Origin of the sequence: Hydrocarboniclastica marina (genome assembly GCF_004851605.1) — a bacterium.
In the GTDB taxonomy this organism is placed as follows: Bacteria; Pseudomonadota; Gammaproteobacteria; order Pseudomonadales; family Oleiphilaceae; genus Hydrocarboniclastica; species Hydrocarboniclastica marina.
Map to the genome: position 1 here is coordinate 1,527,517 of NZ_CP031093.1, position 11,959 is coordinate 1,539,475.

An 11,959-nucleotide genomic window follows, 5' to 3' on the forward strand; every position below is an offset into this window, starting at 1 on the left:
GGTGGCATCCTGGAATCAGGACTCAAAGTCCGAGCGTTTCTTCCAGGCCTCCTCGTCATGTATGAGTTCATCCAGTTGTTCATCAAGACGGCTCTTGTCGGGTGAACCTTGGGCACTTTTCTTCGTCGCAGCAGGATCTGCGCGTTTCTCGAGTTCCTGAATCCGTGCGCGACATGTTTCAATGACTTTGCTCGCGCCCGCATGGTCCTTGGCTTTACCCATCTCTGTTGCAGCCTGGCGGTACTGGTTTATGGCTTTTCTGAGGTTGCCCTGTTCGGCTTCCTGTTGGGCCAGCGTCATGTTCAGGCTTGCCTGAGTCAGCACGCCAAGGTACAGAATGTGTGTGAGCTGTTTGCGGGCTTCGGCGGCCGGTAGCTTGCCGGTTTTATGCTGTTTTTCCACTAATCGGAAGAGTGACTCAAGCAGCGATTTCAGATTTCGACTAACGTCAGGTGCATTAATCTGCAGGACTGTTTCCGGTCCGGCAGGCGCCTGTTCGAGACTGGCGCGGGTACGGGCCAGCTTGGCGTCCGCATCAAGCGTCGAGCGGAGCGACTTGAGCCGGGACGCGATAACCTCAAGGTGAGCAAGCACGGTATGCCGCAGCTCTTTACTCAGATAAGTTGGCGGCAGTTCATCGAGCAGACGCAGGCCGTGACGAAACGCGTCCTCGGCCGCGGCCAGTCGACGGGCTCGCTCTATCCTGTTCCTTTCCCTGGATTGCACGAAGAACAAAATCCCTATCGCCGCCAGGGTGGTGAAGAATAATATGATGATGGCGGCAGTTGACATACGCATTTCCGAATGAAACGAGACTTCGCGTCAGTATAGTCCAGGCCGGTCCGGATTAGTTCCATGGCCTGCGAATATCAGGCGCTTACGCAGAATTTTACAATTGCCCTGCATAAAGGGCGACTGGCTAATCATCAAAAGGTTTGTTAATGGATTTGTCTCGTGTCGATCTGAACCTCCTGGTCTACCTCGATACGCTGTTGCGGGAAAAAAGCGTCACCAAGGCGGCAAATCACCTCGGTATCACGCAACCCGCCATGAGCAACGGCTTGCGGCGACTCAGGGACCTGTTTGGCGACCCTATTCTGGTCCGTACCAGTGAGGGTATGACAGCGACGGCTCGGGCTGTTGAACTGCAACCGCTGGTGCGCGGCATACTGGCCGAAGTGGAGCGGGCAGTGCAGCCGAGCCGGGATTTTTCAGCCGCTGAAAGCCAGCGGGTGTTCCGTGTGATGGCGAGTGACTACGCCGAGTCGACATTGATGCCACGGGTGTTGCGTTATCTGCGTCAGGAAGCCCCCATGGTTACTCTGGACGTGCTTACGCCCAGCGATGTTACCTTTGCCGATGTGGACCAGGGCAGGGTCGACATGGCCATAAACCGCTTCGACAAACTTCCCCAGTCATTCCACCAGAAAACGCTCTGGTCCGATCACTTTGCCTGTCTCATGAGCAGAGAGAACCCGATCCTGCGGGAGCCGTTCACCCTCGATACCTACCTTGCTGCATCGCATATATGGGTAAGCAAGACCGGCTTCGGGATCGGTGTCGGCGTGAACCCTCAGGACGTCCAGCGTTTGGGGTGGGTTGATGAGGCACTGGGGAGGCTGGGCTGCAAACGCCGAATCTCAGTGTTTACCCGGCATTATCAGGTCGCGATGCTTTTGGCCGAACAGAATGACCTCATCGCGACACTTCCCAGCCGGGCCGCGTGGCTGCAACGGGACCATGCGGGGCTTGTTGCAAAGCGCCCGCCTTTTGATATTCCGCCCATGGAGTTGAAAATGGCCTGGAGTCCGTTACTCCAGCACAATGCCGACCACCGCTGGTTGCGCTGGCTCATGGCGGAAGTGGCGGCAGAGATGGATGTGGAGGTGGCGGGCTTTCTGGAGCAGTTCGTGCCAACCGGGCCTATGCTCAGCCATTCTTCCGAGCGCTGACACGCGCTGGGTTGCAGGTTAAGGCCGCCGGCTGCTTGGCCCGTAGCGAGCAGGGTGCCACACGGGTGGACTGCGTCTCGCCAGTTGAGGAATAGCGTCTGGCTAGAGCAGCATGCTGCGCAGTTCCGGCGAGCGCTTGCCGCTACTCCACAGACGCTGGAATTCGTCCTCCAGCGACCTGACCCGGCCAGGGGCGTTGAAGTTCGCGAACCCCCTCGGTAAAGGGGCCTCGTGCCGATAGGCTACGCCCGCCGCGTCGGCCAGAGCGAAACTGCTGGAGGGCTCAGGCAGCTCCGCATTCAGAACGCGCAGCTGCACATGGCTCGGGAGCCTGCGGATCAGGTCAGTCAGCCGGTGGTGATGCTCGACCAGAGACTTGTCTTCAGCGACGATAAAGCGCACTTCGCTGTAGCGGCTGCGTCTGGCCAACATCGACAGTGCGTCACGGAGAAATTCGCGGTTGTAGCGACTACCATCCAGCTTCGGCTCGTATAGCCAGAAACGCTGGCGGGCCTGGCTGGCCAGCGCATCAATGGCACCGTTCCAGTCCGCATGACTCTGCAACTGCCAGCTGGTCGTGTCCTGTTCCAGGTGCAGCGGCACTTCAGTCTCAGCCGGCTGGTTCAGTACCAGCATGGCAGCGGTGCAGCGCATGCTTCGGTGCGGGATGCCTGCATCCTGATAAGGTTCGGAACAAACCAGGAAGCCGGCTCGCTGGTAGAAGGGGATGGCATACGCCTGAGCGCTCAGAACGAAATGCCGGTAAGCGCTACAGCCATGAGACATCAGCTTGCGCAGCAGCCACAGCCCGGCACCTGATCCACGATATTTATGGGAGACGGCCATTCGCCCTATGCGACCATCCTCACCATCTGCGAAAAGCCGGGCCGCAGCAATGGCGGCGCCGGAGGCGTTACGCACCAGAAAGTGCTCGGCTACAGCATCGGTCTCGTCCCACTCAAGGTCCGGTGGTACCTTCTGCTCGTCTACAAAAACGTCGTGCCTGAGTTGGCGAAGCTCATCGGGGCAGTCATCCCAGGTGTGGACGCTCAGTTCAAATTGAAGGCTAGCGGGGCCCGCGGCCATCGACTTTAGCTCCTCTATGGCGTGACGCCGGGTTAGCGCTATTATTCATCCGGCTCGTCATCGGGCACGTAAAGACTGCCCTGGTTGCAGAGATGAAGCGCTAAATCCAGTAGGGTCGGATCCTGTAGCAATTGCGCCAGTTCATGCATGTCAGGATGCCGGCCTGCACAGAGTACCGGCGCAAAGTGGCGGGCATCGCCACGCAGTATGTACTGCTCGCCATCGACGAATAGCAGGCGCGCCTCGCCTGCCTCAGTATAGGCAAAGCGGCTTCCCTCGTTCCAGCACAGGGGGCGCCCCTCGCCCACCAGCTCCTGCAGGTCCGTCGCGGTGTACGGTTCGTCTGGTGCGCTTACGACGCCGCTATCCTTGGGCGCTGTTACTGACTGGCCAAACCAGCTGGCCAGCTTGCCTGGGTCATCCAGATGCCGCCGTATGACCCCGGCCAGCTTGTCCAGCACCCCGGCATCGATCAGGCCGGGATTTTCCGGGCGCTTCAGGTCCGGGTCCATGTATCTCTGGCCAGATTCAAGCGTCGCGGCGGCGTGGTCACTGAACCCGATCAGGATGTCCTCATGACTGGGGCTGCGAAAGCCGACCGATAGAGTCATGCAGTCGTTCTCGGCGATGCCCCAGTGGGCGATTCGCGGGGGCAGGTAGAGCATGTCGCCCGGCTCCAGCAGAAACGAGCTCTCTGCCTCAAAGTTGGCAATGATCCTCAGTGGCGTGCCTTCGACCCGAGGCGTGGAAAAATCACAAGCCCCTCCTATCTGCCAGCGCCGCTGGCCTTCGGCCTGAAGGAGAAACACATCGTAGTCGTCAAAATGCGGCCCGACGCTTCCCCCCACTGGGGCATAGCTGGCCATGACGTCATCGACGCGCCAATTAGGGATAAACCGGAACTCATCGAGCAGGTCCGCTACGGCCGGCACCCAATGATCGAGCCCCTGAACGAGCAAGGTCCAGTGGCTGGGCGGCAACGAGGCGAAGCGCGATTCGGGGAAGGGACCGTTATGAAGCTGCCAGGGCTTGCCATTCTCCGATTCGATCACGAGACGCGACTCGACCTCGGCTTCGCAGGCGAGACCGGCAAGCTCATCAGGCTCCACCGGACACTGGAAGTCGGGGATAGCCTGCCGGATAAGCAGAGGCTTCTTCTGCCAGTAGTCCCGCAGAAACGCCTCAACGCTGATATCGCCCAAAATATGGCCCAGAGTACGGCCGAGAGTATCGGTCATGTTAGCGCTTCAGCCACTGGCGAATAGTCTTGGCCTGCACTGCGGCGTCCCCGGTATAGCTTGCAGGGGTAAGATCCCGCAGCTCCTGGCGGGCGTCTTCGGGTAGATCCAGGGTCTGAATAAACTCGCGGATCAGCTCCGGCGACATTGTTTTCCCGCGGGTTAGCGCCTTGAGCTTTTCATAGGGCTTTTCGATGCGGTACCGGCGCATGACTGTCTGTATTGGCTCGGCCAGCACCTCCCAGGCCTGGTCCAGATCTGCATCAAGCCGGGTGGCATTCAGCTCTAGCTTGCCCAGTCCTTTGAGCGTTGCTTCGTAGGCTATCAGACTATGGGCAAAGCCGACGCCCAGGTTCCGTAACACGGTCGAGTCGGTCAGGTCCCGTTGCCACCGGGAAACGGGGAGCTTGGCCGCAAGGTGGCTCAGCAGGGCGTTGGCAATACCGAGGTTGCCTTCAGAGTTCTCGAAGTCTATCGGATTGACCTTGTGGGGCATGGTGGAAGAGCCGATTTCCCCCTCCACAGTGCGCTGCTTGAAATAGCCCAGGGAGATATAGCCCCAGATGTCCCGATTGAGGTCTATCAGGATCGTGTTGAAGCGGGCAACCGCGTCGAAAAGCTCGGCAATGTAGTCATGGGGTTCGATCTGGGTCGTGTAAGGATTCCAGTCCAGCCCGAGGGAATTGACGAAGTTATTGGCATGGCGCGCCCAGTCGATACCGGGGTACGCGCTCAGATGGGCGTTGTAGTTGCCGACCGCACCGTTGACCTTACCCAGAAGCTTGACCTCAGCAATCTGCCGGCGCTGTCGGTTCAGGCGGAAAACCACATTGGCCAGTTCCTTACCGACCGTGCTCGGCGATGCGGTCTGACCATGGGTGCGGGACAGCATGGGCTGATCGGCAAAAGTTTCAGCCAGTTGAGCCAGTTGTTCGATAATCTGATCCATGGCTGGTAGCAAGCCGAGGTCGAGCCCTTCGCGTAGCATCAGGCCGTGTGAAAGGTTATTGATGTCTTCGGACGTACACGCAAAATGCACGAATTCCGTTACAGCTTCGAGCTCCGGCAGCGTATCGAGCTCGGCCTGGAAGCGCTCTTTGATAAAGTACTCAACCGCCTTAACGTCGTGGTTGGTCGTGCGCTCAATTGACTTGATGTGTTCGGCGTCGGCAAGACTGAAGCCTTGTACCAGGCCGTCCAGAAACTGATTGGCCGCGTCAGAGAATGGGGGTACTTCGGCAATACCGGAGTGCCCCGCCAGCGCTTGTAGCCATCGGATTTCAACCGTTACGCGAGCCCGGATCAGACCGTACTCACTAAAAATTTCGCGAAAAACCTTGGCCTTCTGGCCGTAGCGACCATCGACCGGGGAAACGGCGGTAAGGGCGGTCAGCTCCATCGATCAAACCTCTCTTGCAGACAAAAAAGCTGGATTATCCGGCTGGGGGTGCCCGCACGGAACACATTGACTGGGAATTTTTCTATTGTGGGATGGGCATGTTAACCGATAAAGGTCAGCGCTTCAGCCGCGCGAACATCAGTCGAGCTGCCGCCGTAGAGCCTGCGCTGCTTCAGCGACGCGCTTGCGGCGGAAAATAAGCTGCCAGCGCCTTCCCCCTAACTGATGCCAGAGTACGGCTGACCGAATGCCGGCCAGCAACAGAGCGCGAATGCGCGCGGCGTTTTCCTCAACCCTCAGATGCCCGGGTTCTCCCGTGACCTGGATGCGCATGCGAAACGTACTGATCGTGTCGACATAAATGGACGCGAGGTTGGCAATGACATTTGTGTGCCGTACCCCGAAGTGCTCGACACCACGCCTCGCCTGTTCGATGCGGCTACCGATGACGGTGAGCATGTCACTATTCTTTCTCAAACGACCCGCCAGATGGATCAGGTTAAGCGCGTAGCGGAGTACCTCTACGTCCTTTTGACTGGTCTGGCGGTCGAGCGCGCCGCCGAGCAATGCCAGCCCTTCACGCAGCTTGTAGAGGTCCCCGTATACGTCAAGGGTGTGGTCGGGGTCGGTAACAAAGAGCGAATTGATACTCGCATCCATCGCAGTTTCGTCACAGGTGCCCCGGTGGGCAATCTGTTGCACGAGGGTGGCAGCCTGGAAAACACCGGCCAGGGCCAGTAGCTGATTGTCAAAACTATTATTCAAGCGACTGGTCCTTGCTATTGGGCAGCGCCTTGCTCTGACGCAGTATTGTGGTCGTCGGCCGGGTGGTCCACGCAGGGGTGACTTCCAGTCCGGTCCGCGCGCGCTCGTGAGTCAATCACACCGCCGCCAAGGCAGACCTGGTCCAGGTAAAACACCACGGACTGTCCCGGAGTTACAGCCCGCTGCGGTTCGTCGAAGACTACGCGAAAACCGCCCGCTGGTAAGGTTTCAACCAGGCACGGCTGGTCGGGCTGACGGTATCGGGTTTTCGCCTTGCAACGTAGCGGCATCGGCGGCGCAGCGCCAGCGACCCAGTCGACTTTGCTCGTCGTGAGGCTTGTCGAGTAGAGCAGGGGATGCTCCTTACCCTGGACCGCAATCAGGACGTTGGCGTCGAGATCTTTCTCGGCAACATACCAGGGCGCATCTCCATGTTTGGTCAGCCCGCCGATACCCAGGCCCTGGCGCTGGCCAATGGTGTGATACATGAGGCCTTGGTGACGACCTATAACCTCGCCTTCGGGGGTTTTAATTTCCCCGGGCTGGGCGGGGAGATACTGGCGCAAAAAATCGCTGAACTTGCGTTCGCCGATAAAGCAGATCCCGGTGCTGTCTTTCTTGTCGTGGGTGATCAGACCCTGCGCTTCGGCGATCGCCCGCACCCGGGGTTTCTCGATTTCGCCCACGGGAAAGAGCGTACGCGCTATCCGGTCTCCCGATACGGCGTGCAGGAAATAGCTCTGATCCTTGTTCGGGTCGAGCCCCTTTAACAACTCGGCGCTGGCGTCCTTAATACGGCGGCGTGCGTAGTGGCCCGTTGCGATGTAGTCGGCGCCGAGCGTCTGCGCATAGTCCAGAAACGCGCGAAACTTGATTTCCTTGTTGCACAGTATGTCCGGGTTGGGCGTGCGTCCGGCGCCATACTCTTCCAGGAAATGCTCGAAGACCCGGTCCCAGTATTCCGCAGCAAAGCTTGCAGTATGCAAGGGAATGCCGATTTTCTCACACACCGCCCGGGCATCGGCCAGGTCGGCCATGGCCGTGCAATATTCTGTGCCGTCGTCCTCGTCCCAGTTCTTCATGAACAGGCCCTCGACCTGATAACCCTGTTCTTTTAGCAGGACTGCAGATACCGAAGAGTCCACGCCGCCAGACATGCCGACGACCACACGGATTCCTGAGTTAGTGGAGTTCATTTGACCTCGGGACGAGCGTGCTTTCCGGTATCCATGCGAGCCGGAAGGACACGATCTTCAGCGGATTTTGGGCGTTAGTGTAAAGGCCGGCGGCGTCGCTGTCAGCCTTGGGGCTCCAAATGAAACTCATGGATCAGATCCAGCGGGTAGCGCCGCCCGGCGAGGTAGTGATGTATGCATTCCAGTACGAGCGGGCTGCGCAGTTTTTCCTGATGCCCCTCAATGGCCTCCAGGTCAAGCCAGTGTGCCGCGATAATGTCCTGGTCTAGCACCGTGGTCAGGTGCCGGACCGGCGTGGCTGTAAAGCAGAAACGGCAATAGGTCACCCCATTCGATGGTGACAGGTAGGTGTAGAAACCCAGGAAGTGTTCGAGCCGAACCTCCCAGCCGGTCTCTTCCAAGGCTTCGCGCCGGGCCGCTGCAAGTATGGATTCACCCGGTTCCACATGACCCGCAGGCTGGTTGTAAACTATCTGGCCGCCACTGCGTTCTTCGACCATGAGGAACCGACTCTCACGCTCTACAATCACGGCGGTTGTCATATGTGGGGCAGGGTTCATAGGTCTGTTCCGCCTTTTGTCGCTGGGTCGCGCTTCAGTTGTTTTCAAAGTTACCGGCGCGACCGACGAGGTGAGGTGTGGCCCGCGTCGATACGTTTCTTTTTCTCACGGGCCTTTTCCGGTTTCCTGGCGCGGGGTAAGTGTACCTCTTGCTGGGCGCTTTCGCCGGGTGCAAGTTGATCAAGGTGCCATGGCCCGACCGCAACGCGCACCAATCTCAGGGTTGGATGGCCAACCGCCGCGGTCATGCGGCGTACCTGGCGGTTTCTGCCCTCAGTAAGCACCAGTTCCAGCCATGTCGTCGGGATGCTAAGCCGGAAACGAACAGGGGGCGTCCGCGGCCAGAGTTCGGGCGCGGGAATTTGCTTGCAGCCAGCAGGCGCGGTTTTACCGTCCCGCAGAACGACGCCTGTCCGCAGAGCTTCGAGAGCACCTTGAGCGGGCACGCCCTCTACCTGGACCCAGTAGGTTTTCTTTAGTTTGTTGTCCGGCGCGGCTATCCGGTTTTGCAGAGCGCCGTCGTCGGTCAGTAACACCAGCCCTTCTGAGTCATAGTCGAGGCGCCCTGCAGGGTATACGCCGCTTTTCTCTACGTAATCGGCCAGGGTCGGTCGGCCAGCCTCGTCTGTGAACTGACAGAGCACATTAAAAGGCTTGTTGAGGCGAATAAGGATAGCCATCGTTTTGTCGGGTTCTGTAAAAAAATTACCGATGAGCTGACTTCTGCAGCGTCGCGATGTAGTTAAACTACAAAATTCTGTAAAAAAGCTCTAAGATGGCGGCCTGAACAAGACACACCCGGAAACGTAGCCTATGCGCGCACTACCTGAATTTGCAAGGTAGCAGCGCCACAAGCCTGAGCCTGACTGGGTAGGGCAGGCAGCGCTGCAGAGTGGGGTGTCACCATGTTTTTATGCACTGGCTGGCGTCATGTACACGTTAGTGTCGCGGGACGGTAGCTGCACGGGAAGTTTTGCAGTTTATATTGGCTCAATACGGAGATAACCATGGGATACCAAAAGATAACGGTTCCGACGGACGGTGACAAAATCACTGTCAACGCGGACCTGTCCCTGAATGTGTCGAACCACCCGATCATTCCTTTTATCGAAGGCGACGGCATCGGCGCGGACATTACGCCGGTCATGATGAAGGTGGTCGACGCCGCAGTGCAGAAAGCATATAGCTCCAAGCGCTCTATCATCTGGATGGAAACATACTGTGGTGAGAAGGCGACTAAGATTTATGGGCCCGATACCTGGCTGCCTGATGAAACCCTGGAAGCGCTGCGGGAATACTCGGTAAGTATCAAAGGTCCTCTGACGACTCCGGTCGGCGAGGGGTTCCGGTCACTCAACGTTGCACTGCGTCAGGCGCTCGATCTGTACGCCTGTATCCGTCCCGTGCGTTGGTTCGAGGGCGTGCCCAGTCCGGTCCAGCATCCAGAACTGACCGATATGATTATCTTCCGGGAAAACTCAGAAGATATTTACGCGGGCATTGAATGGAAAGCGGACTCTGATGAGGCGATTAAACTGATACGCTTCCTGCGCGAAGAGATGGGCGTCAAGAATATCCGTTTTCCAGAAGGCTGTGGTATCGGTATCAAGCCAGTCTCTCGTGAAGGCACCCAGCGATTGGTGCGCAAGGCCATCCAGTACGCCATCGACAATGATAAGCCCTCGGTGACCCTGGTGCACAAAGGCAACATCATGAAGTTCACGGAAGGTGCATTCCGTGAATGGGGTTATGAGCTCGCGCGGGACCGTTTCGGCGCAACGGCGCTCGATGGTGGTCCATGGCATGTATTCACCAACCCTAACACCGGCCGTGAGATCGTCATTAAAGACGTTATCGCTGATGCCTTCCTGCAGCAGATACTGATGCGTCCTAATGATTACAGTGTCATAGCCACACTCAACCTCAACGGCGACTACATCTCAGACGCACTGGCAGCAGAGGTGGGTGGTATCGGCATCGCGCCGGGCGCCAACCTCGGGGGATCCGTTGCCATGTTTGAGGCGACTCACGGTACTGCGCCCAAGTATGCCGGCCAGGATAAGGTTAACCCAGGCTCAATCATTCTCTCGGCTGAAATGATGCTTCGCCATCTCGGTTGGGTCGAAGCCGCGGATCTCGTGATCAAGGGTATGTCCGGCGCCATCGCGGCCAAGACGGTAACCTATGACTTTGAGCGCTTGATGCCCGATGCGACTCTGCTGAAGTGTTCCGAGTTCGGCGACGCTGTTATTTCAAACATGGAATAGGCGGGGTCAGGCGTTCTGCAGAGAACATCCGCAGACGGAGGAGGTGGCTCAGGCCACCTTTTTTTATGGCCAATATATCTTGAACAGGCCAAGCTGCCGTGGACAGGTTTGGGCCGAGGCGGAATCAGGCGGGGAAATCTTTATTATTCAGCTTGCACGGGAGCCACGCAGATGACAGTTGAGTTAGGCTGGTGCTTCCAATGACAGCCCAAACATTACAGATCGGTCGACGCAAAGGAGCGTGGGGAGACTGGGAAATACCGTGTTAGGGGCGCTGTGAAGGGCTCATGCGGCCTCACGACACCCCAGGGATGAGGTGTCGTCGGGAGGAAATGGAGCGGCGAACTGGTTATCGCAGCCCAAAAATTAGTATGAGACTTGTCTCAGAAAGACGCCACATGAGATGCGCTGCCCATGGACTCAGCATCCGTGTCATGTCTCTCGTCGGTGTCTTCGTCACTCGCGTCGGCTCTGCGCTCAGGCTTATCCAGTGGCACAATTCCAACGGCATGAACACCCTTGTCGCTTGGCTTCTTCTCGAATTCGACCCGCTGGCCGGCTTTAAGCGTTTTGTAGCCTTCCATCTGGATGGAAGAGAAATGGGCAAAAAGGTCTTCAGTACATCCTTCTTCGATAATGAAGCCGTAGCCCTTCGCGTTGTTGAACCACTTAACTTTACCTTGAGGCATTTTCAACTCCCTTGATGTTACTCGATCACCTGGATCGCCGGCGCCACGTACTCGGTAGGATCAACAACAGCATCTACCTGGGGCTCATCATCCTGGAACGAGTGTCCTGGCCGCCCTCCGCAGGGAGAGGCTTGCTCCCATAGGCTGTCTGGCGCGGTTACTCCGTTATTGTAATTGGGATTTTTTTGACATTCGCTGCTGAGGATTTCAATTTCGGTCAATACGGCTCCAGAGTCAATAGACAAAGCACTGGTTGCACCACTTAATGGCCGCTATTATTGATTCGTGTCACATTGGTGGTTGAACTTAGTCCGTCCCGTTACCATTTCAGGGTATGTAACGCCATTTTTTGCCTGGCGCGGGCGCGGTTTCCTGTTCAAACGATGGATGGCGACCTATTCCCCTGGAGGCGAGGAACGATCCGGTAGCAGACCATGCAGATTCTGGAAGCGACATTGATTACATTTAATCAGGATAACGATGGGGAACCCGGACATGACGAGCATGTCATAACGGAGACCTCAAAACCGGCGCTTAAACGCCCGTCGTTGTATAAGGTAGTAATGCTGAACGACGATTTCACACCCATGGATTTTGTTGTTGAGGTGCTGATGTCGTTCTTCGCGTTGACCGAAGAAAAGGCGACTCAGGTGATGTTAACTGTGCATACAGAAGGCAAAGCCGTCTGCGGTGTCTATACTCGGGATATCGCAGAGACAAAAGCGGCGCAGGTGAATCAGTATTCTGCTGAATGCCAGCATCCACTTTTGTGCGAGTTAGAGCGAGCTGACTGAAGACCTAGACGTC

General features: G+C 57.5%; 10 protein-coding genes and 2 pseudogenes. 3 read left to right on the forward strand and 9 right to left on the reverse strand.

Translation table 11 applies throughout. The features are described 5' to 3' along the window. Positions 1–15: 15 nt before the first annotated feature. Positions 16–792, reverse strand: coding sequence for a hypothetical protein (locus soil367_RS06780; RefSeq protein WP_136548147.1), 777 nt, complete (start codon positions 790–792; stop codon positions 16–18). A 149-nt stretch (positions 793–941) separates the two neighbouring features. Between soil367_RS06780 and soil367_RS06785 the strand changes: the two genes are divergently transcribed. Continuing rightward, positions 942–1,952: a LysR family transcriptional regulator gene (locus soil367_RS06785; RefSeq protein WP_136548149.1), complete on the forward strand. Its 1,011-nt coding sequence runs from the start codon at positions 942–944 to the stop codon at positions 1,950–1,952. Between the two features lie 102 nt (positions 1,953–2,054). Here the strand turns inward: soil367_RS06785 and soil367_RS06790 are convergent, their stop codons facing one another. The 7 genes and pseudogenes from soil367_RS06790 to soil367_RS06820 form a co-directional block, all read right to left on the reverse strand. Continuing rightward, entirely contained in the window at positions 2,055–3,038 is a 984-nt protein-coding gene (locus soil367_RS06790; RefSeq protein WP_136548151.1) for a GNAT family N-acetyltransferase, read from the reverse strand. Between the two features lie 41 nt (positions 3,039–3,079). After that, positions 3,080–4,276, reverse strand: coding sequence for a cupin domain-containing protein (locus soil367_RS06795; protein ID WP_136548153.1), 1,197 nt, complete (start codon positions 4,274–4,276; stop codon positions 3,080–3,082). A 1-nt stretch (position 4,277) separates the two neighbouring features. Then, complete coding sequence (purB, locus tag soil367_RS06800) at positions 4,278–5,675, reverse strand: adenylosuccinate lyase (protein ID WP_136548156.1); 1,398 nt, start codon at positions 5,673–5,675, stop codon at positions 4,278–4,280. Between the two features lie 138 nt (positions 5,676–5,813). Then, positions 5,814–6,440 carry a high frequency lysogenization protein HflD gene (gene hflD, locus soil367_RS06805; RefSeq protein WP_136548158.1) on the reverse strand — a complete coding sequence of 209 codons (627 nt, stop codon included), beginning with the start codon at positions 6,438–6,440 and terminating at the stop codon, positions 5,814–5,816. A gap of 104 nt (positions 6,441–6,544) precedes the next feature. Continuing rightward, positions 6,545–7,636: pseudogene (mnmA, locus tag soil367_RS06810) on the reverse strand (tRNA 2-thiouridine(34) synthase MnmA); the annotation flags it as partial. A 101-nt stretch (positions 7,637–7,737) separates the two neighbouring features. Further along, the gene (locus soil367_RS06815; protein WP_136548162.1) at positions 7,738–8,196 is read right to left on the reverse strand and encodes an NUDIX hydrolase; all 459 of its coding nucleotides are present in this window, start codon (positions 8,194–8,196) and stop codon (positions 7,738–7,740) included. A gap of 50 nt (positions 8,197–8,246) precedes the next feature. Then, on the reverse strand, positions 8,247–8,876 hold the full coding sequence (locus soil367_RS06820) for a pseudouridine synthase (protein WP_136548164.1): 630 nt from the start codon (positions 8,874–8,876) through the stop codon (positions 8,247–8,249). Positions 8,877–9,203: 327 nt separating this feature from the next. Here soil367_RS06820 and icd point away from each other — a divergent pair, with 327 nt between their 5' ends. Next, the gene (gene icd / locus soil367_RS06825) at positions 9,204–10,463 is read left to right on the forward strand and encodes an NADP-dependent isocitrate dehydrogenase (RefSeq protein WP_136548166.1); all 1,260 of its coding nucleotides are present in this window, start codon (positions 9,204–9,206) and stop codon (positions 10,461–10,463) included. Positions 10,464–10,954: 491 nt separating this feature from the next. Here icd and soil367_RS18975 read toward each other — a convergent pair. Then, positions 10,955–11,152: pseudogene (locus tag soil367_RS18975) on the reverse strand (cold shock domain-containing protein); the annotation flags it as partial. A gap of 434 nt (positions 11,153–11,586) precedes the next feature. Between soil367_RS18975 and clpS the strand changes: the two are divergent. Then, entirely contained in the window at positions 11,587–11,946 is a 360-nt protein-coding gene (clpS, locus tag soil367_RS06840) for an ATP-dependent Clp protease adapter ClpS (RefSeq protein ID WP_136548171.1), read from the forward strand. Positions 11,947–11,959 lie beyond the last annotated feature (13 nt).

What these genes read in the sequence shown, in the direction of transcription:
- soil367_RS06815 (WP_136548162.1), bottom strand. Translation starts at nt 8,196, where the DNA reads ATGAACCCTGCCCCACATATGACAACCGCCGTGATTGTAGAGCGTGAG.
- soil367_RS06795 (WP_136548153.1), bottom strand. Translation starts at nt 4,276, where the DNA reads ATGACCGATACTCTCGGCCGTACTCTGGGCCATATTTTGGGCGATATC.
- soil367_RS06780 (WP_136548147.1), bottom strand. Translation starts at nt 792, where the DNA reads ATGTCAACTGCCGCCATCATCATATTATTCTTCACCACCCTGGCGGCG.
- icd (WP_136548166.1), top strand. Translation starts at nt 9,204, where the DNA reads ATGGGATACCAAAAGATAACGGTTCCGACGGACGGTGACAAAATCACT.
- purB (WP_136548156.1), bottom strand. Translation starts at nt 5,675, where the DNA reads ATGGAGCTGACCGCCCTTACCGCCGTTTCCCCGGTCGATGGTCGCTAC.
- soil367_RS06820 (WP_136548164.1), bottom strand. Translation starts at nt 8,876, where the DNA reads ATGGCTATCCTTATTCGCCTCAACAAGCCTTTTAATGTGCTCTGTCAG.
- soil367_RS06790 (WP_136548151.1), bottom strand. Translation starts at nt 3,038, where the DNA reads ATGGCCGCGGGCCCCGCTAGCCTTCAATTTGAACTGAGCGTCCACACC.
- clpS (WP_136548171.1), top strand. Translation starts at nt 11,587, where the DNA reads ATGCAGATTCTGGAAGCGACATTGATTACATTTAATCAGGATAACGAT.
- soil367_RS06785 (WP_136548149.1), top strand. Translation starts at nt 942, where the DNA reads ATGGATTTGTCTCGTGTCGATCTGAACCTCCTGGTCTACCTCGATACG.